The organism is Rhodococcus sp. APC 3903, assembly GCF_030407755.1.
GTDB lineage: Bacteria > Actinomycetota > Actinomycetes > Mycobacteriales > Mycobacteriaceae > Rhodococcus_F > Rhodococcus_F erythropolis.
This window is the reverse complement of sequence record NZ_JASDCV010000012.1, coordinates 200,929-223,350: the sequence shown is the minus strand read 5'-3', so window position 1 is coordinate 223,350 and position 22,422 is coordinate 200,929. Positions and strand designations below refer to the sequence as shown.

The window sequence follows — 22,422 nt, the reverse complement described above, 5'->3', positions numbered from 1 at the left end:
AACGACAAATCGTCCACCGCTTTCGTCGGTCCGTAAACCTTGGTCAATCCCCTCAACTCGATCATGAGGACCAGTCAACCATGAAAACCGAACTGTCGGAACTTTCGGACGCCAACAGAGAAAGCCGTTGCGTGCGTTCACTGTCGGCGCTAGTATCGAATGCATGTTCGACACTACCGGGGGGTAAAAGTGACGACGAAAGTATCTGAACAGGCGATTTCCAAACAGACGATATCCGAAGAGACGATCGGACAATTCCGAGCGTCACTCGTCAGCATGGATCGTTCCATCGACAACGCAGCTCGCGTGGATCTACTACGCGCACTGGAAGAGCTGAAGGCCAGTTGCGCTGGGGCCCAGGCATTGCTGGCTGCCGATCTCGACACGGTAACCCGCAAGGACCGCGGCGAACGGGGAGTTCCGCGCTCGTACCAGGGCCGTGGAATCAACGCGCAGATTGCCCTCGCACGGCGAGAGTCGGCATGGTTCGGAACTCAGCATCTCAACCTGGCCCGCGCACTGAACGACGAGATGCCACACACACTTCGACTACTTGTCCGTGGCTCCATCAGTGAGCATCAAGCGACAATTCTCATGCGTGAAACTGCGTGTCTCACAGTCCAGGATCGCGCTGCATTGGATCGCGAGTTCTGCTGCGACGCTGCGATCTTGGACGGATGTGGCACCCACCAACTGACAGAAAGAATCCGCGCACGCACTGCCGAAATAGACGCCGACAGTGTTGCGAGACGAGCACGCAAAGCCGTACGAGACAGACGTGTGACGTCTCGGCCTGCGCCCGACACGATGTGCTGGCTCAATGTCCTACTTCCCGCTGCCGCGGGTACCGTCGTATATGCCACGCTCGGCCGCGATGCAGATTCCGTACTTGCCGGCGGGGACGAGCGCACGCGAGCTCAGATCATGGCTGATCTCCTGGTGGAGCGGGTCACCGGAATCGGCCGCGCCACACCGACACCCGTCACGGTGAATCTGATTGTCTCCGACCAGTCGCTACTCGGCGACGGTTCCGACCCTGCCCACGTCCACGGGTACGGACCTGTTCCAGCAGCCATCGCACGTGAATGGATCACCTTGTCCGGCGAGGACTCCGAAACCATGACAACGGTTCGAAAGCTCTACGCACGCCCCGATACGGGCGCACTGACCGCAATGGAATCCACCGCGAGAACCTTCCCGAAGGGGTTGGCACGATTGATCGAACTCCGGGATCGAAGCTGCCGCACTCCGTGGTGCGACGCGCCGGTTCGCCACCGCGACCACATTCGCGATCACTCGAGGGGTGGCCTCACCAGCGCAGCCAACGGTGCCGGGCTGTGCGCGGCATGCAACTACGCGAAACAGGGCTCGGACTGGTCGGCCGAACCTGTACCAGGTACCCGGCACACCTTCACCACGACGACGCCTACCGGGCACCGATATTCGTCTGAGGCTCCGCCACTTCCGACGCCCTGGGCCGGTCCCGACGCGGCCTGAGGTCCTCGGCGTGGCTCACGATCCTCGGTGAGCCAGTGCGTTCACAAACACCTCGGAAATCTCCGAGGGGTCACGAGCGATGTACGTCGAACCGCCCGTCACGCGGGAGATATCGGCGAGCGCCGCCGCATCGGCGTCATCGGTGATGCCGATGGTGACGATGATGACCGGACGCGCCGGATCCTGCTCGCGTGCAAGAACATCGAGCAGCTGTTCACGGCTGATGCTGTCGGGATCTTCGTTGGCACCGTCGGTCAAGATGATGACGCTGTTGACCGCTCGCGGATCGTACGATTCCTGCACCTTACGGAAGGCGGCCAGAGTCGTGTCATACAAACCGGTGGCGCCACGCTTGAGTTCGGTGAGACGGTTCGCCTGATCAGCCATCAACTTTCGCTGAGTCATGCCGTCGACGATGGTGTCGTAGCGCCTGATCGGCACCAATTCCTGAAAGTCCTGGGTTCCGTTCATACCTTGGGAGAACGCCCAGAGACCGGCAGCGACACTGTCCGGGAAGACCTGATTGCCGGCGAGAGCGGCAGCAGTGGTCAACTGCATGCGCGTCTTGCCGCCTGCTGCCGGGTAGTCCATCGACGCAGACACGTCGATCGCAACGAGTGTCCGGATCGGCTTGGCCATCAGAGCCCAAGCGCCCAGCGTTTGATCGGCCACCGACTGTTCGGAGACCGTCAAGGCCGTCACGTCACCAACTCCACCTTCGACAGCTCCACCGCCGGAAGTACGGAAACCGCTGCGTGTCAGAACTTCCTGTGCAGATTCACTGTGCAACAGGTCGGCGATGGCGTCACTCTTCTTCGCTGCCGCGTAGTGCCGATCCGGCGCCGAGGCACTGACCACCAGGGGGTAATCCATGATCATGGTTCCAGTCGCCGGTACTGTCGCGGAAATCTTCGACTCGGCTTTCGTGAACTCGACGACCTGTTGCTCGGTCGAAACACCGACCTTGCCGGAGCTGACCAATTCGGTGAGCATCTTCTGCCCTACCGGCTGATCTTCGGTACGAACGCTCTCTGCTTGGGCATGGGGTACCAGGGCCGCTCGAACCGATTCGGAGGTGGCCCCGGTCTCCGCGAGGGCTCCGAGAATGGGCGCCGACGCAACCCCGGTGAACAACGGATTGCCCAGCGCGAGATCGGGAACCTGAAGCGCCGTGAGCCAACTGGCAAACTGCTCGCCACCGCCGGACGCGAGGACGACAGGCGAGGTGGCGATCGAACCGCCGGCGGCAGCGACCGGCCCCTTGGCCGTCAGTGCAGCTTTGCCGACCCACGCTGTCGAATCCGGTATCCACATGTCCGGTGCGTCCACGCCCTTGCCCAGGGTTCCCGCTACGTCGCCTGGCAACGCAGAGGTGACCGTGATCCGCGAACAGCCTGTCTGCTCCGGCGACGATTCTGCGAGGATCTCCGTGACTGCAGGCGCGATCGCAGGATCTGCTGCCAGCGAGTACTCGTCGACGCTCTCGCAGGAATCGGACTGTGTTGCCTTGAAGACCACCACCCCGGTAGCGACTACCGCGACGGCAACCAACCCACCCACTGCGTAGAACCCGATCGATCGCCCGCTGTCAGGACTCGAATGCCGTCCGCCCGCCATGAAATCTGCCCTTCCGAGGCCACTCGCACTAGGACATACCGACGGCATGCGTGCGACTGGAGCTATCCCTACCGGGCGGTAGTGTAGCCAAGAACACAGAAATTCCAACTAGCGCTGAATCGTCGGAGAACCGACGAGCCCATATTCCGGGACAGCCCGACCGAAGTCACGAACCTTCAAGCGTCACAGCGACTTTTCAGCAAACCGCTCTTCTCAGAAGAGCTCGCGCTTCTGGACCTTGCCCATCGCGTTACGCGGCAGAGTCTCGGCGAAGCGAACCTCACGGGGACGCTTGTGCGCCGACAACTCAGCCCCGACCAACTCGACCAATTCAGCTTCGGTGACCTCGGGGCTCCCGGGCTTACGGACTACGACGGCGATGATCCGCTGACCCAGATCGGCGTCGGGGACACCGATCACCGCAACTTCGGACACCGAAGGGTGCCCGAGGATGGCGGTCTCGATCTCGCCGGCGCCGACTCTGAATCCACCGGTTTTGATCAAGTCGATGGATTCGCGGCCGACGATTCGGTGGAACCCACCCTCGTCGATGACGGCGACATCACCGGTCTTGAAGTAGCCGTCCTCCGTCCAGGACTCGGCGGTTGCGTCTGGACGGTTCAAGTAGCCGTCGAAAAGCATCGGCCCACGTACCTGTAGACCGCCGATACTCTCGCCGTCGTGTGGCACGTCGTTGCCCTTCTCGTCACGAAGACGAGTCTCGACTCCGCGCAGTGGCACGCCGACCCACCCTGGGCGTCGCTCGCCGTCGAAACGTGTGCTCAGAGTCAGCATCGTCTCACTCATGCCGTAACGCTCGATGGGCGTCAATCCTGTTCGCTCCCACAGCTTTTCGAAGACAGGCACAGGAAGCGGCGCACTGCCGGAAACCAGAAGTCGGGCACCGGACAACGCGCGCGCAGCTTCTTCGTTTTCGGCGATACGCGACCAGACGGTGGGAACACCGAAGTAGAGGGAGCCTTTCGCCCGGGCGTAATTTTCCGGCGTCGGCTTGACGGTGTGGATCACCCGGCTGCCGATCCGTAGGGGGCCGAGGATTCCGAGGATCAGTCCGTGCACGTGGAAGAGCGGAAGCCCGTGCACGAGCGTGTCTCGCCACGTCCAGTCCCAGGCCTCGGCGAGCGCGTCGATCCCGGCTGCGATGGCCGAGCGACTGAGCAGAACGCCCTTCGGTGGGCCAGTGGTACCGGACGTGTACAGGACGAATGCTGTGGACTGCGGTGCCGGTTCGGGATAGCTGTGCCACGAGCGAGCGTGCAACCGGACGGGAACTACCGGCAGAGTGTCGCAGTGGTCGTCCGTTTCACCGAGCCACGCCTGAGCACCCGAGTCACGCAGAATGTGCTCCCGCTCAGCCTTCCCCGAGTCCGGCGGTACCGGCACAACGGTGACACCGGCAATCAATGCCCCGACGACGGCGAGAATCGTTTTTGCTGTGGGAGTTGCCAATACAGCAACCCGATCGGCCTGCGCCACTCGTTCCGCGACCGAGGTCGCGGCACCGAGAATGGCACTCCGCGAGAGAACCGTGTCACCGATCGTCACGGCGTCGTCGAGGTCGTCACCGCGGGCGACAGCAAGGGGGTTCAGTGATCTCAGCAGCACCACGACAGCATCTCACAGCGCCGATGGTCGCAAACTTTCTCCTGCCCGACGCGCATCTATCGAGTGCGGAGGGAACAGCGTCACCAGCGCCGCCCCCAAGAGCGCCCCGGAAAGAACGGCGAATCCGTGCGCGTCGTCGACCGTCACCAGGGTTGCGCCGCCGACGACAATCACGGCCGTCAGAACAATCTCAGGCATTCGCGGGCGCACCAGAACACCGATCCCCGCGGCCGCCGCTGCCAGAGCAAGTGTGGCACCGGAGTTTCCTGCGCCGGTCGACGGAAAGACTGCGGTGGTGAGCAAACCGAACAACAGTTGACCGAGCAGAAAGAGAGCCCAGCCGCGTGCGGCGCCCCAGAGCCGAAACGCAGGCGGTGCAACCACAGCCAGGGTCACGAGATTGGTGACGGTTCCTGCGACCCCTCCGTCCTGGACGAGCACGGAGGTCAGAATGCGCCACCATTGACCGTCGCGAATCAATGCGGGATCACGACGAAACATCTCGAGTAGTCCTGGTATCAGCGCCTGCAGGATGGATGGCACTGCAACCATCAGCCAGAGGAGAGTTGCCGAGAGTGGGAATTCTCCGAAAACTCGACGACTTTTCAACCACACGAGCATCAGGGCAACCGAGGCAACAACGACAGCAAAAATCAGTACCGCGTCCAAGCCGCCGGTCCCTGAGGTGGTCACAGCGCGACCTTACATCGGACCGATACCGACATCAGGGAACCTGACACCTGGGAAAGGACACAGTTCAGGCGGAGAGGCGCTTTGCTGCCGCGGCGATTCGTTCGTCTGTTGCAGTGAGCGCGATCCGCACGTGCTTGCTCCCGCTCGGACCGTAGAACTCACCGGGGGCAACGAGAATCCCACGATCGGCGAACCAACTGACCGTCGCTCGACATTCCTCGCCGCGCGTCGCCCAGAGGTACAGACCCGCCTCGGAATTGTCGACGGTGAATCCGGCGCCTCGAACAGCTTCGATCAACACGCTGCGACGCTCGCGGTACCGCTCGCGCTGGATGTTCTCGTGTTGGTCGTCGCCCAAAGCTGCGGTCATCGCCGCCTGGATCGGCAGCGGCAGGATCATGCCCGCGTGCTTACGCACCTCGAGCAGTTCCGACACCAAAGCCGGATCACCGGTGACGAACCCCGCGCGATAGCTCGCGAGATTGGACGTCTTCGAAAGCGAGTGGACCGCAAGCAAACCGGTCAGATCGCCGTCGTTGACACGGGGATCGAGAATGGAGAGCGCATCCGCTTCCCACGTCAATCCGAGGTAGCACTCGTCGGAGACGACGATCGCGCCCCGCTCGCGCGCCCAGGCCACGACCTTCTGCAAGTGCTCGAGGCCGAGCACTTTGCCGGTGGGGTTCGACGGCGAGTTCACGAAGATCATCGCCGCCGACTCGGGACCGAGCTTGTTCAAGCCGTCGGCGCGCAGGACGCGAGCGCCTGCCAGCTTCGCCGCGACCTCGTACGTCGGGTATGCCAACTCCGGAATGACCACCAGATCGTCGGCTCCGAGACCGAGCAATGTCGGCAGCCACGCGATCATTTCCTTCGTGCCGATCGCCGGCAGGACCGCTGCCGGATCGACGTCGGGAATGTTGTAACGGCGATCGAGTGACTCCGCTACGGCCTCGCGAAGTGCGAGCGTGCCGTGCGTCGTCGGATATCCGGGTATCTCGGCAACAGAGGACAAAGCCTCCTGGATCACCGGATCAACGGGATCAACCGGCGTTCCCACGGACAGGTTCACGATGCCGTCGGGATGAGAGTGTGCCTTCGCCGTGACGTCGGCGAGCGAATCCCACGGAAAATCAGGAAGCCCAGCGGCCACCGGAGTACGAGACAAGATCTCTATTCCTCACCCATGGGAGGCAGCGCCTTGATGAACGGCGTGTCGTAGTCGACCTTGCCGAGCTTGGCCGCTCCACCCGGCGAACCGAGATCGTCGAAGAAATCGACGTTGGTGCTGATGTACGCGTTCCACTGGTCCGGGACGTCGTCTTCGTAGAAGATGGCTTCGACGGGACAGACAGGCTCACACGCGCCGCAGTCGACACACTCGTCGGGGTGGATGTAAAGCATGCGTCCACCCTCGTAGATGCAGTCGACAGGGCATTCTTCGATGCACGCCTTGTCCATCACATCTACACACGGTTCAGCAATCGTGTAGGTCACTGCCGATCTCCCTGCCTTCCTGTCGTGCATCGCCGCCGCAACACGCAGTTGCAAGGGGCCGAAAATCCGATACGACTCTCACGTACCGCGGGAACAGCCTATTATCCCCCTGCCAACCGACTCTGAGCAGGCGGGGGTAACACATTTCAGCCTACTGCGGTGATGTTCCTCGACCGAATCGCGATCCACTTCTCCCCCGCAGCAGCAGCGCGGACCAAAGCGCCGCGCTCACCGAGATAATCCGCCACGACGCCGACCACCGGAATCTTGCCGAAAATCTCGTACGGTTTTGTCCGCGACGGCCGCTTGTGCAGCTCGTCCGTGATGGCACGAAAAGTCTTGGACGTGCGCCACAAGGTGCCGATGAGCGCGAACGGGCGCCAGGTCTCGTCGGCACCGCTGACCGACTTTTCGGCGAAATCCTCACCGGCGAGCAGATCTCGGGACTTGGTCTCACGCCGGCACAGCACCGACGCCAGGAGGTCCACCTGCTGATCCCGCTCCGTCACTCCGTGTTCACGGGCAACCGCAACGAGCACAACGGCCTGATTCGCGAATGCCAAGAGGTCCTGGATCGGCAGCCGATTGAGGAGGACGCCGAAGATGCCGGGGAACGCGACGGCAACGGTGTTGAGTGCACCCAACCGGGTCGTCCACCACTTCGAGCGCTGCTCGTCGGTCATCACCGACCACGCCGCCGTCCCGGGGAACTTGACGACGTCGAGGACCCAGGCCGCCGCGTCCAACACCATCGCTGCGGCATTTCGCTCGGGATCGGTCGGCTCGAAGGTCCGACGCTTGATACCGAGCGGATCGCTGTAGGCGAGATCGAGAACCGGGTTGATCCCCCATACCGCTCGATCGAGAACCTCGACGACCTTGCGGTCCCCCAGAACATCGGCCATCAGGCAATCGCTCCTTCGCGTCGTGCATGTGTGGTGGTTCGTTCGCGCGCCGGGCGTCCGATTCCCTCGGCGATGGCGCGCAGTTCCGCGACGGTCTTCTCGGACCCGTGTTCGGAGCCTGCCATCCGCGAGATCGTCTCCTCCATCAGCGTCCCACCGAGGTCGTTGGCTCCGCCGTTGAGCATCATCTGCGTTCCGGTGATCCCGAGCTTGACCCAGCTGGTCTGGATGTTGGGGATGCGACCGTGCAGCATGATGCGTGCCAGTGCGTGCGCAGCGCGGTTGTCCCGGTTGGTCGGCCCTGGCCGTGAAGCGCCCGCCAGGTACAGCGGCGCGCTCTGGTGAACGAACGGCAGCAGCACGAACTCCGTGAATCCACCTGTACGGTCCTGAATTCCGCGAAGTACATTCAGGTGCCCGACCCAGTGGTGCGGCTGATCGACATGCCCGTACATCATCGTCGAACTCGATCGCAGCCCCACCTCGTGGGCCGTGGTGACCACTTCGATCCACTCTGCCGTCGGCAGTTTGCCCTTGGTGAGGATCCAACGCACCTCGTCGTCGAGGATCTCCGCTGCCGTACCGGGAATGGTGTCCAGGCCCGCCTCACGCAGCGCAGTCAGCCAATCCCTGATGCTTTCACCGCTGCGCGATGCACCGTTGACGATCTCCATCGGCGAGAACGCGTGGACGTGCATCGACGGCACGCGCTTCTTGACGGCCCGGACCAGGTCGGCGTAACCGGTGACGGGAAGTTCCGGATCGATACCGCCTTGCATGCACACCTCGGTCGCGCCGGCGACGTGCGCTTCCCACGCACGGTCGGCGACCTGCTCTGCCGACAGCGTGAACGCGTCGGCGTCGCCCTTGCGCTGCGCGAATGCGCAGAACCGGCAGCCCGTGTAGCAAATGTTGGTGAAGTTGATGTTTCGGTTCACCACGTAGGTGACGTCCTCGCCGACGGCGTCCTTGCGTAGCGCATCCGCCAGTGCCACAACAGCTTCCAGGCCCGGGCCCTCCGCCGTGGCAAGGGCCAGGTACTCGTCGTCGGAGCATCCGGCCGGGTCGCGTTCGGCACTGCGCAGCGCAGCCAGCAGATCGGTGTCGACGCGAATCGGAGCACTCAACTCGAGGACCTGTTCGCGCACGGTCTCCCAGTCGCCGAACGCACTGCCCAGGTCACTGCGGGTCTCGGTGTTGCGCCCGTCCGTGTCGATCTCGGTATTGAGATCGACGCGTCCGCTCGATTCCCACGACTCGTCCGGTTCCTGCCACGGCCGACCCACCGGCTTGGTGTCGGGCAGGGCGAGGCCGGTTTTGGGGTCCGCCAGTGCCTGCACGTGGCCCGCAATGCGCGGATCGATCCACGGAGCCCCGGCCAGGACATAGGCCGGCTGAGCCGCAGTGCGTTCGGTCAGGGTGAAGCCGCCTTCGGCGCTGATCTCCGCCAAGGTCTCGAGATTCGGCCACGGACGCTCCGGGTTGACGTGATCGGGGGTCAACGGTGACACCCCGCCCCAGTCGTCCACACCGGCGCCGAGCAGCGCGAGGCACTCGCTGTTCGAGACGAGATTCGGCGGACTCTGAATCCGCATCGTCGGCCCGAGCAGCAGTCGTGCGACAGCGATGGCCGCGAGAAATTCGTCGAGTCCTGCGTCAGGGGTATCGCGCATCGCGGTATCAGGCTTGGCCAGGAAGTTCTGGATGATCACTTCCTGGATGTGCCCGAACGCCTTCTGCGACTTGCGTATCGCCATGATCGATTCGGCACGCTCGAGGAAGTTCTCCCCGATGCCCACAAGAATTCCCGTGGTGAACGGGATGTTCAGTCGGCCTGCGTCGGTCAGGGTGCGTAGCCGAACCGCCGGGTCCTTGTCCGGGCTGCCGTAGTGGCATTCGCCCTTGTCGGTGAACAGGCGGGTTGCGGTCGTCTCGAGCATCATGCCCATCGACGGAGCAACGGGCTTGAGCCGCGAGAGTTCCTGCCAGCTCATCACACCGGGATTCAGATGCGGGAGCAGTCCGGTCTCCTCGAGTACCCGGATCGACATCGCCCGCACGTAGTCGAGGGTGGAGTCGTAGCCTCGTTCGTCCAGCCACTGCTTTGCTTCCGGCCAGCGAGCCTCGGGGCGATCACCCAGCGTGAACAACGCTTCCTTGCAGCCCAATTCGGCGCCTGCCCGAGCGATGTCCAAAACCTCGTCCGGCTCCAGGAACATGCCGTGCCCAGCGGCACGCAGTTTCCCGGGCACCGTCACGAACGTGCAGTAGTGGCACTTGTCCTGGCACAGACGGGTCAGCGGAATGAAAACCTTCCGCGAATACGTCACGGTGTTCGGCCGACCCGCTGCCAGCAGACCCGCATCGCGAACCTTGGCCGCCGAGGAACACAGATCGGTCAGATCGGTTCCCCGCGCCTGCAGCAGCGTTGCCGCCTCGTCGACGTTCAGGGTCGCTCCATCGCGTGCGCGACGGAGAACTCGCCGCATCGCCGACGCTGACGGGCCGGGCGACGGACTGGACGAGGCGGACGCGGAAATGCCTGGCATCGGAAGCATGGTGGGTTTGCCGGAGTCATCACCAGTTCGGTTCACCTAGCGATCATGCGCCATGTTGGACGACTAGTGCCACCCGGTGCCAGAAGTAGGAGGCCTTACCGCCCTGACGCGGCCTCGATCACGACGGCCGGTAGTCGTCGTCGACCGCGACCTCGACTCGTTGATCCACCACGTCAGCCACTGGCGCGTCGAGTGGAATGTCGGTCAGATCGGGTTCTTCGGGGGCGTTCGGATCTACGGGTGTCGATTGTTCGAGCGCATCTGATTCCGGAGCCTCCGGGTCGAATGTCGCATCTTGTTCGGTCATCACGTGCTCCCTTCGCAGTCGCCACACTCCACGATAGGGCCGATGTCGACAGATCGCCCCTCACTCGACCAAAGTAGTGCCCATGACTGCCCCGCAACCGCTGACCATGGCCGACCCGTTATGGCGACCCAGCGCCAAAGCCCCGAGGCTGTGGGCAATCACTGCCTCGCTGTTCTGGGTACCCGTCATCGTCGCCGAAATCGTCTGTGCCGTCTTGATACCCGGAATCCCGTCCTGGGTGGTGGGCCTGGTCTTCGCAGTCACCGTCCTATTCGCGGCCACCTACATTCTGATGGTTCCGGCGTGGCGGTATCGCGTACACAGATGGGAAATCAGTGACACTGCGGTGTACACACGCTCGGGGTGGTTCACCCAGGAACGACGGATCGCACCGATATCGCGCGTGCAGACCGTGGACACCGAACGCGGACCGATCGACCGCATGTTGGGTCTGGCAACCGTGACCGTCACTACGGCGTCGTCTGCCGGGGCTGTGAAGATCTCCGCGCTCGACCAGGAAATCGCCGACCGCACAGTGGCCCAACTGACGGAGATCGCGGGCACCAACGTGGGAGACGCAACGTGAACGAGAAGCAGTTGGGCGACCCGACCGCGATCGAAATCCCGGTCGAGGCGGAAACGGCAGCTGCCGAGGCAGCCGAGGAGGAACAGCCCTGGCTCCGCCTCGACCGCCGCATGCTTCTGGTCCACCCCGTCAACGAAGTCGTCAAACTGCTCCCGGTCCTGCTCGTCTCCGTAGTTCTCGGCAGCCAATCCGGAAACCACTGGTGGGGACTCGGCGTCGTCACTCTGCTCGTCGTCTTCGGTCTGTTGCGGTACTTCACCACCACGTACCGAATCGGGCCCGTTCACGTACAACTGCGCACCGGGGTATTCCAGAAAAAGCTGCTCTCCGTCCCGCGTAGCCGCATCCGATCCGTCGACGTCGAGGCCGGGGTCATGCACCGACTGCTCGGGCTGTCGATCGTGCGCATCGGGACCGGCCAGCGCGCCGGGATCGGCCACGATTCGAACAAGTTCGAACTCAATGCCCTCTCGACTGCCCTGGTTCCGGACCTACGTGCCGCACTGTTGGCCGGCGCGCAACAGGCACGGCGACTGGAAACCCCGGGCACACCGGTCGAGAACTTCGCCGAACCGGTCGACACCGAGATCGGTCACTGGGAGCCCAGTTGGGTTCGCTACGCTCCCTTTTCGTTCACCGGAATCGCCATCATCGCAGCGATCATCGGCATCTCGTTCCAATACGGCATCGGCACTGCCGTCGCGAAATCGTCGGCAGTAAGCGACAGCTTCGACTCACTCGAGAGCCTCGGCATCGCGCTGATGATCGTCATCGCACTCGTCGTGCTGCTGGTGCTGTCGAGTGCACTCGCCTGCGTCCAGTACCTGATCGCGTTCGGCAACATGAAACTCACCGACAACGGCCGCATCCTGCATGTCAGTCACGGCCTGTTGAAAACTCGGCAAACCACACTCGACCGCGCCCGCCTCCGCGGCACGACCCTCAAAGAACCGCTTCTACTGCGATTGGCCCGCGGCGCGCGGCTCGACGCCATCATGACCGGGGTCAGCGCCGAGAAGAAGGAATCTTCGCTGCTGCTCCCGCAGGGACCACGCAGAGAAGCCGAGCGAGTGATGGCTACCGTGATCGGTGATTCACGCCAGGCGTCCGCCCCGCTGATCCCGCACGGGCCAGCCGCGCGGCGTCGCCGGTACACCAGGGCACTGTTTCTCGCGACTGTGGCGTTTCTGGTCTGCGTGCCGTGCGCGGCTTCTGGTCTGGATGTACCGATCTACGCGTGGTTCGGGGTCGCCGTACTCGCCATTGCTGGCGCTGCCCTCGCCTACGACCGATACAACGGCCTCGGCCACGCAGTCCTGCCGGGATGGTTGATCACCCGAAGCGGCTCGCTCGATCGCCAGCGTCACAGCCTCGAATCCGAAGGTGTCATCGGATGGACGGTGCGCGAGACGTTCTTCCAACGACGCGCAGGCGTGGCAACCGTCATCGCCGCGACGCCAGCAGGCACCGGAAGCTACGAGGTGATCGATCTCCCCGCCGAGAACGCGTGGGCATTGATCGAAGCCGTCACTCCGGGCGGTGGCGACGTTTGGGCAGGTCGTCGATGATGAGCCTCGCCAGCGAACCGAGACGCGATCGCTCCGGCTGGATGGTCGGAACACCGAGGAGTTCCAGCGGGGCGGCCGTCACCGGTCCGACGCAGTAGGTCGGTACCGGTCCGCGCATAGCTGCGACGAACCGCTCCAGCTCGCCCATCTCTTTTGCCGTGCTGAGCATCGAGGACACCGCGGGGGCACTGGTGAAGGTCAGCGCGTCGATTGCACCGGAACGAACTGCAGCGACCAACGCGCGGACTGGCGACTGATCCGGCGGCCGGATCCACCGATAGACCGACACCGGGGTGACAACCGCGCCGATGTCGGCGAGGGAGGCGCTCAGGTCCGTCAACGGCTCCCATTCGGTGATGGTGCCGTGCAACTGGACTGCGACGCGTAAGCCTGCCACTCCCTCGCTTCCGAGGTGCGCCAGAACTTCCTCGGACGACTCACCCGAAGGCGACCATTCCTCGCGCAGTCCGGCGCCCCGGATGGCGCCCGTCGCCTTGGGGCCGCGGGCGATGATGCGCGTCCGGGCCAGAGCTCCGAGGAACTCGTCGGTCAAACCCCACGACGCGACGGCGTCGAGCCAACCCCGAAAGCCGATTCCGGTGCTGATCACGACCAATTCCGGTGGATCGGCAATCAACGCGGACGTCTGAGTACGCAGGTCCCGATCGTCCACCAACGGCAGCACATGGATCACCGGTGTCCGCACGATCTCCGCGCCTCGACGTTCGAGGAGCGTCGCAAATTCTTCGACACGCCGTTCTGCGGTCAAGGCGATAGTCGCGCCCGCCAGATCATCTTCAGCCACAGGCTGAGTGTCCCTTATGGATGGGTTACTTTCCTACGCGCGCGCCGAGAACTATTGCGAACTGAGGGTGGCAAGCCTGTTGATCGCTACTTTGAAGAGGAAAACCGCGGCCGGAGCGATTGCGCCGACCAGCAATAAGAACGTCAGAGGGGACGAGAGCACCAGCACGTCGCCGCCTGGACCGCCGACCATGCACACCAAGAACCCGACGATCCAACCGGCGAGCGGCAATGCGGCCAGACCCGGCGTCGTAACCGTGCGGGCGGCGATCACCAATACGAGGTTCGCGGTCGCTGCAACGAGAATGCTGATCGGAAATGCCGTCGTACCGAGATGAGTCGGCAAGAACAGGACGGACAACACCGCGCACAAGAACCCGTCGAAAATCAGGACACCGAGGATGATGGGGTCGAGCCACGACAGCGACGTTTCTGTCGAAGCGTCTGTGTTGTTCTCGGCCGTGATCATGGTTTTGATAGTGGTCTATCGACGGCCAACGCGCGAGCGCGGGGTCCCTCCCGACAAGCACCCCGGCTCGCGCCCGAAAAGCACGAAGTCGATCAGGGAACCGGCGGGAACCCGAGCAGCGTCAGCAGATGACTTTGCTGATCTGCAAATGCGTAGAGCGATCCGTAATACATGTCGTGGTAGTAACCGGCCATCGGACGCAACGAATCGACGAAGGCGACGATCTGGTTCTGCAGGTCCCAGTTGTACATTTCTTCAGCCCCCAGGCTTTGCTGTTACCGAAAGGACCACCCATCCGGTGACACGCATCACACACCACTACGGCGTCGATCGCAATGCCTGTGAGCCGACGCCCAGGTCAGCTGTGCAGCCCGCCGAACAGATCGCGCTCGCGACCGTCCTCACCCACCGGACCGAGCGTGCCGGCGGCCAATACGAAATGCTCGACCGTCAGGATCGGTTGGACCACGTTGTTCGACAATGCGAACTCGGCTCCACTCGGGGCTACCGTCACCTGAGTGGCGTGGGCGCTCAATGCCCTCGCCTTCGCATCGATGACGCCTCGAACATCGATTGCCGTCGTCACGTCTGCGTCCTCGACGCTCGGCAATTCACCGGGCTCGGGCAGACGCCAGTTCTCCGGGAACTCGGAAATCGCCGCGATGCCGCGTTCGAGTCCGCTGCGCTCGGTCACGGTCCAGTAGAACTTCGGAGTCGACCACGGCTCGCCGGTCTCGGGATATGCGGTCGTTGCTGCAGCTTCCACGGCCGCTGTCGTGATCGCGTGTGCCTGGATGTGATCCGGGTGCCCGTAGCCTCCGTTGGGGTCGTACGTGATCACGACGTGCGGCCGAATCTCACGAATGACGGCGACCACCGCGCCGACTGCCTCGTCGAGTCGAGCATTGACAAAAGCACGGGGATTGGCGGCCGAAGGTGTGCCGATCATTCCGGAATCGCGATAACGACCGGCACCGGCGAGGAAGCGAGGAGCGGCACTGCCCAAAGCCGACAAAGCAGCGCTCAATTCGGCGATCCGGTAGCCCCCGAGTTGATCGGCCTCGGCAGCCACGAGCCCTGCCCACGCATCACCGATCACTTCGCCTTCCTCCCCCAACGTGCAGGTGAGGACCGTGACGTCGGCGCCTTCGGACGCGTAACGCGCGATGGTGCCACCGGTGGTGATCGTTTCGTCGTCCGGATGTGCGTGCACCAACAGAAGTCGCTTCGCCGACGCGGTCACTTTGCCACCCTCACCCAGTCCGTAGCGTTTCCGAATATCCCCACCTGCACCGGCCCGTCGAGGACCACGCCCTCGACTCCGGTCCCGACTGCAACCAGCGCTCGGCTCTGCACGATTGGCAAAACCGCCGCCAGATCCCACAGCTTGGGTTCCGCATCGGCGATCAACGACCCGAGATCCCCGATGCCACTGAGCGCTTCGTCGATCCGACCTTGCAACGCCGGATCACACAGCCCGGACAGGTTGCTCGGAGCCTCGACGCTTGTCGTTCGAACAGGCTCCGGAGACTGCGACGGCGTGGGTGTGGGCACCGCCGAACCTGTCGCAGGAGTGGAAGGCGCTGTAGGGCAACTGAACCGGGAGGCCAGTGAAGTTGCGGTGTCAGCGCCTGCTCGGCTCCAACCGACGATCATGTCGACGCGCCCTGTAGTCAGATCCTCGCCGTAGAGCTCCTCCGGCGGCACCGATTCGACGGTCGCCAGGATCCCCACGTCACGCAATTCGTCGGCAGCGGTGTTTGCCACGGCGATCGCGATGTCGTCGTTTTCGGGAGCGCCGATCAGCAGCGTCAACTGAGCGCCGTCCCGGACGATCGATCCGACCGTTCCAGTGCCAGTGACGATTCCGGTTGGCGGTGCTGTCAAGTAACCGGCTGCGGTCAGCTCGCCGAGCGCCTGCTCTCTGGTCGGTTTCGGCGGCGCGGTTGGCGCATATCCCGGATCCGACGGAGCGAGGATCTGAGCTTTCACCGGGGCCGACGCCGATTCACTCCCGGCCGCCACTACGGCGAGCAGGTCCGGATCGAGCAGTCCCAGAACACCTTTACGCACCCGAACGTCCGCGAAGTTCTTGCTGCGCCCATTGACGTTGATGTCGAGAGTGCGCGGAACGTAGGAGAATGCAGTACTGACACCCGGGATTGCAGAAAGCTGAATATCCGTGGCACTACCCGAATGAACTTGCGCCACTTGAGCATCGTCGGTACGCAGTGCATCCGCCAATTGCGAAGCCGTTCCTCCGCGTCGCAGAACTATCTGATCCGGATCTGAAGGCTTGCCCCAGAATCGGTCGTTGCGTTCCAGCACGATTTCGTCTCGACCACGGTCGACCGAGCGCACGTGAAAGTGGGCTCCAGACACCGGAATCCCCTCACTCAAACCGGTGCTGAAACCGCCGGGAGTGTCCTTGATCAGGTGGGATGGAAGAATATCGGTGAACAACTCTCGCCACGCCGGATACGGCGCACGCATCACGACGTTGACCGTCTTGCCACCGCCGGACGAGTTCACGTCGTCGATCATCTGATAGCCGGCGGGGTTGACCACACCGGGAACCGAGATCATCTGCTGCCAGAGATAGCGAAAGTCCTCTGCCGCAATGGGAGCGCCGTCCGACCATTGGGCTTCGTTGCGCAGTTGGTAGCGAATAGTGAACGGAGCCTCTGACGTCACTTCAGCCGAAACGAGAAAAGAATCGTCGATCGCCCACTCCGTCGCACCAGGCTGCGTCGGCGAATTGATCGGGCGAAACGCACTGGGCAACACGAGGTTGCCGACTGCGGAGTTGACCGGCGACTGATCCGCGAGCAGGTGCGGGTTGAATCCGCCTCCTACCTCGTCGATCGCCACAGTGACCTGCTTCATCGCCGGAACGACCGGAGTCGGTGTGGGCTTGACGGTTTCGGTGCTCTCGACCGGAGGCGGCGGATCGGCCGTACACGCAGTCAGCGACAACGCCGTCACTGCCACTGCCAACGCCAGGTAGCGACGTCCTGAGGCCACAGACAATTCCTTCCGTACGGGGCCGCGTCGCCCCTTCGCACTCGATTTCCGGGCAGAACTTTCACCCGGAAACCATGAAGGCGAATGTACCTTTCCGCCGAAAACTCGGCTGAAAGGCACATCCGCCTGTCAGGTGGTAACCGACGAAAGACTACAGAGCAGCCTTGTCGCGAGACTTGCTACGCGAACGCTCGCGAGCGCGCTCGGTTGCATTGAGATGCACCTTGCGGACGCGGACGTCCTCGGGGGTGACCTCGACGCACTCGTCGCCGGAGCAGAATTCCATGGCCGCTTCGAGCTCGAGCTTGATGGGCTTCGCGAGGGTCTCCATCACGTCTGCGGACGACTGACGCATGTTGGTCAGCTTCTTCTCGCGGGTGACGTTGATGTCGAGGTCTTCCTGACGGGGGTTGATACCGACGACGTGACCCTCGTAGGTGTCTGCGCCGGGCTCGACGAAGAAGGTTCCGCGGTCAGCCAGCTGGATCATGGCGAACGGCGTCACTGTGCCGGAACGGTCCGACACGAGAGAACCGGTGTGGCGTGCACGAATCTCGCCGGCCCAGGGGCCGTACCCGTCGAAGACGGCGTTGGCGATGCCGGTTCCGCGGGTATCCGTGAGGAATTCCGTACGGAAGCCGATAAGACCACGCGAAGGAACGATGAACTCCATACGAACCCAGCCCTGACCGTGGTTCGACATCTGAACCATCTTGCCCTTGCGGTTGGCCAGAAGCTGAGTGATGGCGCCGAGGTACTCCTCGGGGCTGTCGATGGTCAGCTCTTCGAAAGGCTCGTGGATCTTACCGTCGACAGTCTGAGTGACCACCTGCGGCTTTCCGACGGTCAGTTCGAAGCCTTCGCGACGCATCTGCTCGACGAGGATGGCGAGCGCGAGCTCTCCACGACCCTGGACCTCCCAGGCATCGGGACGTCCTATGTCGAGGACCTTGAGCGAGACGTTACCGACCAGCTCCTGGTCCAGGCGAGCCTTGACCATGCGCGAAGTGAGCTTGTGACCCTTGACGCGGCCGACCAGCGGTGAGGTGTTGGTACCGATCGTGACCGAGATAGCCGGCTGATCGACAGTGATGCGAGGCAGCGCAACCGGGTTGTCGAGGTCGGCAAGCGTGTCGCCGATCATGATGTCCGGGAAGCCCGCAACAGCGCAGATATCGCCGGCAAGCGCAACCTCGGCGGGAACACGCTCGACACCGATGGTGGTGAGCAGTTCGGTGATCTTGGTCTTGGTGATGACGGGCTCGCCGTCGACCTCGCGGCACCAGGACACGGTCTGGCCCTTGCGCAGCTCGCCGTTGTGGATGCGAACCAGCGCGAGGCGACCGAGGAATGCCGACGCGTCGAGGTTGGTGACGTGAGCCTGAAGCGGCGCGTCGACCGTGCCCTTGGGGGCCGGGACGTACTCCATCAGAACCTGGAACAGAGCGGTGAGGTCCTCGGCGTCGGGCGCCTGACCGTTCTCGGGCTGCACCGTCGAAGCCTTGCCCTCGCGGCCGGAGGCGTAGAGAACCGGCAGCCCGAGCGCAAGCTCGGCGGCTTCGGCGGCCTCGTCGGAGAGATCGGACGCGAGGTCCAGGAGCAAGTCCTGAGCCTCGGAGACAACCTCTTCGATGCGAGCATCGGGACGATCGGTCTTGTTGACAACCAAGATCACGGGCAGTGAGGCAGCAAGTGCCTTACGCAGCACGAAACGCGTCTGCGGAAGCGGGCCCTCGGACGCATCGACGAGCAGGACGACGCCGTCGACCATGGACAGACCGCGCTCGACCTCGCCACCGAAATCGGCGTGGCCCGGGGTGTCGATGACGTTGATGACGGTGACCGAACCATCCTCGTTGCGCTTGTGCACCGAGGTGTTCTTCGCGAGGATCGTGATGCCCTTCTCGCGTTCGAGGTCGCCGGAGTCCATGACGCGATCGACCAGCTCGGCGCGCTCCTCGAACGCGCCGGACTGACGAAGCATGGCGTCGACGAGGGTGGTCTTGCCGTGGTCGACGTGTGCGACGATGGCAACGTTACGGAAGCTGGTGGTGGTCACGCGATGGCTCTCCTGGCTGAGTTGATTCGGCCACGCGAAAGTCAAGTCGCACGGCTCTTCTGGTGGCCGCTGCACGAGTGTGTGATCCGAATCAGGGCACGAATCGCCTGAATAGGCACCGCGGCCTAGTAAATACTACTCGCTCCGAGCGGATACTCCTGCATTGTGCGGCCTCTATCACCGCCCCCACCAGCCAATAGTGATCTGCACCACGCTGAAGCGAGTAGGATTACGACCTGGAGAAACAGGGTGTTTAAGGGTACGCTAACCTCGTTCCAAGAGCGGGCTCTCCGCCGTAGTGAAACAGGAAAGCCGCAGCGTCACATGGGAAAAATCAAGGCAAGCAAGGTCTCGAAGCTCAAGCCGAAAAAGAAGTGCTGCCGGAAGAAGACACGGTGCATCAAGTGCCCCGTCGTCATCATGCGGATGAAGAAGCTCGAGAACGAGGGCGCATCCAAGAAGGAACTGAAAGCCGGTCTCAAGAAGGCCCGCGCGGCGTAAGCGCCCTCAACTCCTCGAGCAATTCGGGGATCCAGGCTCGATCGTTGTCGACCAGATCCATCGACAAGAGTTCTTCGGCATCGACCCATGCCAACTGAGCGTGGTCGAGCGCGACCGGTTCGCCGGACACCAACTCCGCCCGGTACGCCCGCAGGACCAACCCGGCCGACAGTTGCACGTCGACGCCGATTCTTGTTCCGCATCGAACCTCTACCGCAAGCTCCTCGCGCAACTCGCGGGCCAACGCAGCCTGCGGCGTTTCGAACTCCTCGACCTTCCCGCCCGGCAGTTCCCAGCGACCGGCCAACGCCGGCGGACTCGTCCGCTGCGCGAGGAGCAGCCTTCCCCCACGGAAGATCGCACCGGCGACAACTTCGCGATCCCTTGCAGGCACATCACTCATCGCACCATGATGGAGTATGGCCACTTTGTTGTCCGACTCCGCGATCCAAAGCGCTCTCGACGAACTGCCGGCCTGGCAGCTGTCGCCGGGCTCGATCACTCGTACCGTCGATTCCGCGACTTTCCCGGATGCGATCGCGCTTCTTCAACGCATCGCGGCTGTCGCCGAGGCCGCAGATCATCATCCTGACATCGACGTTCGCTGGCGAAAGGTCACGTACACGCTTTCGACACACTCGGCGGGCGGTCTCACGGAACTGGACTTCGACCTTGCCCGTCGAATTGACGTACTCGTCGACGATTCGGTCCGTTTCGACTGATCTCCGAGTAAACAAACCTCGCAATCTGACGTAACAGTTGCATCAACTTTCACATAGATCACTTCAGTCACAGGTATGGTCGCCGTAAATCACGATCGAGGCCGGTCATGCCATAGACTCCCCCCCGGTGCGTAGCTGCTCAGCAACTGAACAGCTGTACAACCCGGGGGCTCTGTACATAGAGTGACCCCTCGAGCCGTCAAACGCGGAGCTCGCCTAGGCGCCCGCGCGGTATGACTAAGGATGGGGAAACAGTGCTTCGAACCCGAGGTATGCGAAAGGCGTTCACCGCCGTCGCTATTGCCGCAGTAGCAGGACTGGCATTGCCGGCACAGGCAATGGCCGATCCGGCAGCACCGCCCGCACCCGAAAGTGTGCCGATCGAGTTCCTCGCATCGTTTGCGCCCGCCATCATCGGCGCCGCTGCAGGTCCGGCTGACGTCGCCGGCGGCCCGCAGCAAGCGTTGCTCGACCAAGCTCGCGCGATCCTGAACTCTCCCGGCATTCCGCCCGAGATCAAAGCCACCCTCGAGAAGGTCATCACCTTCCTCGACGGCAGCGGCGGCGGCGGACCGGAAATCCCGAACGAGAACGCCCCCGTCATCGCGCAGTTCCTCTACCCGACGCTTGGCAAGGGCTGCATCTCGGCCACCGCCGATTCGGTCGGAACCGCGCTTGCTGTTCCGGGCCCGGCTCACCTGCCCCCTCCCGGCCCCGCTGCCGGTCAGGCCGGGTTCGTCTTCACCGCTCTCGGTACGGCTCCCGCCGTCGACGACCAGCCGGTGCCGATGACCGTGACGTGGGTCAACATCGACAACCAGCGCAGCGCCACCCAGAACCTGACCAACGCGTCGCGCATCAACCCGGATGGTCCCGCCACCTTGTCGGCTATTGCCGATACGGGTCCGGGACGCGTCCTCTCGGTGATCAGCGGTTCGCTGACCACCCAGCCGGAAGGCGCAGATCGCATCACCTGCAGCTTCCTCCCGACCGTGGGTATGTTCGCGGTCGCTTGATCGAAGTCTTGTGAAAGGGACCCGCCGAATTCCGGCGGGTCCCTTTTGCATCTCCGATCACCGTGATAGACCCGATAGATGGGACATCTACGAGTGGACATCACGCATGGCCGTCCAGAGCAGACGTCAAGGCCAGACGACCAGTCGATACGGTCTCACAAGTCGAGTCGATCGATACTGTCCATCCGATCCGAGGGGTCCATTCTCTCGATCGGATCGGCGTACTCGATTCTCTCGATCGGTAGCGTCGGCTCTTTCCTTTCGATCGGGAGCATCGGGTCTACGGCATCGGTGCTGAGTTCGGGCTCGTTCGCCAGCCTCGGGTCGGCACTGTCCGGACTCTCACGCTGGTCACTGCTTTCCTGGCGGGGAAATCACACCGCCCCCGAGGAACATCCGAAACTTGTTGTCATTGCGCCGGAATCGGATTCGAGCGATCCGGACCGATCACTGCGGTCCGTCTCGCACTCTCAGACCTGATTCGGTCGCGGCCATTCGCGGCCTTCCAAGGACTCGACCGAGGTATTGAATTGCCGCAGTAGGTCACCGAGCGCGAAGCGCTGCTCCGGCGTCCACTCACGCAGCGCCTTTGCGACTCCTGCTGTCGAATGTGCGCGGTCTGCACGGAGTTTCGCCAGACCCTGCGCCGTCGGCCGAACTTTTCGAGCCAGCCCACCGTCCGGATCCTCCACCCGCTCCACCAGACCCTGCCGCCTCAGAGCGCCGATCTGCCGGTTGATGGTCGAAATGTCGAGCGAGAAAGCACAAGAGAGTTCCTTGAGGCTCATGGGCTGCTGCAATTCCAGTCGTCCGAGCAACAGATACGCGGACCGGTCCAGAAGAAGTTCGGCTCTTTGAGCCAGCGCGTGGTAACGCGAGAGCAGGGTCAACTCGTACTCGATGTTCACCAGTTCGGGTTCTCGATCCATACTCATATTGTGCAGAATACACACGATGTGTAGCGTGCACATTG

23 protein-coding genes are annotated in these 22,422 nt (G+C 63.1%); 7 read left to right on the top strand and 16 right to left on the bottom strand.

The annotated features are described in order from the left end of the window. Window positions 1-276 precede the first annotated feature (276 nt). Window positions 277-1,497: an HNH endonuclease signature motif containing protein gene (locus tag QMA15_RS19025; protein ID WP_259348988.1), complete on the top strand. Its 1,221-nt coding sequence runs from the start codon at window positions 277-279 to the stop codon at window positions 1,495-1,497. A 15-nt stretch (window positions 1,498-1,512) separates the two neighbouring features. On the opposite strand, the gene QMA15_RS19020 is transcribed toward QMA15_RS19025, so the two are convergent. From QMA15_RS19020 to QMA15_RS18985, 8 genes are all read right to left on the bottom strand, one after another. After that, window positions 1,513-3,114 (bottom strand): substrate-binding and VWA domain-containing protein, encoded by a 1,602-nt coding sequence (locus QMA15_RS19020; protein ID WP_070385335.1) that lies wholly within the window; start codon window positions 3,112-3,114, stop codon window positions 1,513-1,515. 213 nt (window positions 3,115-3,327) lie between these two features. Then, window positions 3,328-4,740 carry an acyl-CoA synthetase gene (locus tag QMA15_RS19015; RefSeq protein ID WP_279164090.1) on the bottom strand — a complete coding sequence of 471 codons (1,413 nt, stop codon included), beginning with the start codon at window positions 4,738-4,740 and terminating at the stop codon, window positions 3,328-3,330. 12 nt (window positions 4,741-4,752) lie between these two features. Further along, window positions 4,753-5,433, bottom strand: coding sequence for a rhomboid family intramembrane serine protease (locus tag QMA15_RS19010; protein ID WP_047888865.1), 681 nt, complete (start codon window positions 5,431-5,433; stop codon window positions 4,753-4,755). Window positions 5,434-5,497: 64 nt separating this feature from the next. Further along, window positions 5,498-6,601 (bottom strand): succinyldiaminopimelate transaminase, encoded by a 1,104-nt coding sequence (dapC, locus tag QMA15_RS19005; RefSeq protein WP_021332787.1) that lies wholly within the window; start codon window positions 6,599-6,601, stop codon window positions 5,498-5,500. Window positions 6,602-6,606: 5 nt separating this feature from the next. Then, window positions 6,607-6,930, bottom strand: coding sequence for a ferredoxin (gene fdxA / locus QMA15_RS19000; RefSeq protein ID WP_003945248.1), 324 nt, complete (start codon window positions 6,928-6,930; stop codon window positions 6,607-6,609). 146 nt (window positions 6,931-7,076) lie between these two features. Continuing rightward, window positions 7,077-7,835, bottom strand: a complete 759-nt coding sequence (locus QMA15_RS18995; protein WP_020908480.1) for a hypothetical protein — start codon at window positions 7,833-7,835, stop codon at window positions 7,077-7,079. Beyond that, window positions 7,835-10,393, bottom strand: coding sequence for a bifunctional FO biosynthesis protein CofGH (locus QMA15_RS18990; protein ID WP_020970220.1), 2,559 nt, complete (start codon window positions 10,391-10,393; stop codon window positions 7,835-7,837). The genes QMA15_RS18995 and QMA15_RS18990 overlap by 1 nt, the downstream gene beginning before the upstream one ends. A 118-nt stretch (window positions 10,394-10,511) precedes the next feature. Then, window positions 10,512-10,700: a hypothetical protein gene (locus tag QMA15_RS18985; protein ID WP_003945217.1), complete on the bottom strand. Its 189-nt coding sequence runs from the start codon at window positions 10,698-10,700 to the stop codon at window positions 10,512-10,514. Window positions 10,701-10,782: 82 nt separating this feature from the next. Between QMA15_RS18985 and QMA15_RS18980 the strand changes: the two genes are divergently transcribed. Together QMA15_RS18980 and QMA15_RS18975 are read left to right on the top strand one after the other, a co-directional pair. After that, entirely contained in the window at window positions 10,783-11,286 is a 504-nt protein-coding gene (locus tag QMA15_RS18980) for a PH domain-containing protein (RefSeq protein WP_084325348.1), read from the top strand. Next, window positions 11,283-12,854: a PH domain-containing protein gene (locus tag QMA15_RS18975; protein ID WP_290285863.1), complete on the top strand. Its 1,572-nt coding sequence runs from the start codon at window positions 11,283-11,285 to the stop codon at window positions 12,852-12,854. Before QMA15_RS18980 ends, QMA15_RS18975 begins: the two co-directional genes overlap by 4 nt. Here QMA15_RS18975 and QMA15_RS18970 read toward each other — a convergent pair. The 6 genes from QMA15_RS18970 to typA all read right to left on the bottom strand — a co-directional run bounded on the left by QMA15_RS18970 (window position 12,814) and on the right by typA (window position 19,210). Next, window positions 12,814-13,659 (bottom strand): uroporphyrinogen-III synthase, encoded by an 846-nt coding sequence (locus QMA15_RS18970; RefSeq protein ID WP_019744520.1) that lies wholly within the window; start codon window positions 13,657-13,659, stop codon window positions 12,814-12,816. The genes QMA15_RS18975 and QMA15_RS18970 overlap by 41 nt on opposite strands. 51 nt (window positions 13,660-13,710) lie before the next feature. Continuing rightward, window positions 13,711-14,127: a hypothetical protein gene (locus tag QMA15_RS18965; RefSeq protein ID WP_279164068.1), complete on the bottom strand. Its 417-nt coding sequence runs from the start codon at window positions 14,125-14,127 to the stop codon at window positions 13,711-13,713. Window positions 14,128-14,219: 92 nt separating this feature from the next. After that, window positions 14,220-14,378: a hypothetical protein gene (locus QMA15_RS18960; protein WP_019744522.1), complete on the bottom strand. Its 159-nt coding sequence runs from the start codon at window positions 14,376-14,378 to the stop codon at window positions 14,220-14,222. A gap of 107 nt (window positions 14,379-14,485) precedes the next feature. Then, window positions 14,486-15,370, bottom strand: a complete 885-nt coding sequence (mshB, locus tag QMA15_RS18955; protein WP_046378912.1) for an N-acetyl-1-D-myo-inositol-2-amino-2-deoxy-alpha-D-glucopyranoside deacetylase — start codon at window positions 15,368-15,370, stop codon at window positions 14,486-14,488. After that, a complete protein-coding gene (locus tag QMA15_RS18950; RefSeq protein WP_019744524.1) occupies window positions 15,367-17,151 on the bottom strand; it encodes an ABC transporter family substrate-binding protein in 1,785 nt (594 codons plus the stop codon). Before QMA15_RS18950 ends, mshB begins: the two co-directional genes overlap by 4 nt. Before the next feature lie 151 nt (window positions 17,152-17,302). Next, window positions 17,303-19,210 carry a translational GTPase TypA gene (typA, locus tag QMA15_RS18945; RefSeq protein WP_019744525.1) on the bottom strand — a complete coding sequence of 636 codons (1,908 nt, stop codon included), beginning with the start codon at window positions 19,208-19,210 and terminating at the stop codon, window positions 17,303-17,305. Between the two features lie 324 nt (window positions 19,211-19,534). Between typA and QMA15_RS18940 the strand changes: the two genes are divergently transcribed. Continuing rightward, window positions 19,535-19,711, top strand: coding sequence for a hypothetical protein (locus QMA15_RS18940; protein ID WP_019744526.1), 177 nt, complete (start codon window positions 19,535-19,537; stop codon window positions 19,709-19,711). Here QMA15_RS18940 and QMA15_RS18935 read toward each other — a convergent pair. Next, on the bottom strand, window positions 19,689-20,114 hold the full coding sequence (locus QMA15_RS18935) for a (deoxy)nucleoside triphosphate pyrophosphohydrolase (RefSeq protein ID WP_024487314.1): 426 nt from the start codon (window positions 20,112-20,114) through the stop codon (window positions 19,689-19,691). The two genes, QMA15_RS18940 and QMA15_RS18935, sit on opposite strands and share 23 nt — an antisense overlap. Before the next feature lie 16 nt (window positions 20,115-20,130). Here QMA15_RS18935 and QMA15_RS18930 point away from each other — a divergent pair, with 16 nt between their 5' ends. From QMA15_RS18930 to QMA15_RS18920, 3 genes are all read left to right on the top strand, one after another. Beyond that, a complete protein-coding gene (locus tag QMA15_RS18930; protein WP_029255826.1) occupies window positions 20,131-20,433 on the top strand; it encodes a 4a-hydroxytetrahydrobiopterin dehydratase in 303 nt (100 codons plus the stop codon). Window positions 20,434-20,705: 272 nt separating this feature from the next. After that, window positions 20,706-21,449: a hypothetical protein gene (locus QMA15_RS18925; RefSeq protein ID WP_029255827.1), complete on the top strand. Its 744-nt coding sequence runs from the start codon at window positions 20,706-20,708 to the stop codon at window positions 21,447-21,449. A gap of 78 nt (window positions 21,450-21,527) precedes the next feature. After that, window positions 21,528-21,929 carry a hypothetical protein gene (locus QMA15_RS18920; RefSeq protein ID WP_232253247.1) on the top strand — a complete coding sequence of 134 codons (402 nt, stop codon included), beginning with the start codon at window positions 21,528-21,530 and terminating at the stop codon, window positions 21,927-21,929. Here QMA15_RS18920 and QMA15_RS18915 read toward each other — a convergent pair. Next, entirely contained in the window at window positions 21,920-22,384 is a 465-nt protein-coding gene (locus QMA15_RS18915) for a MarR family winged helix-turn-helix transcriptional regulator (protein WP_041815101.1), read from the bottom strand. The two genes, QMA15_RS18920 and QMA15_RS18915, sit on opposite strands and share 10 nt — an antisense overlap. Window positions 22,385-22,422 lie beyond the last annotated feature (38 nt).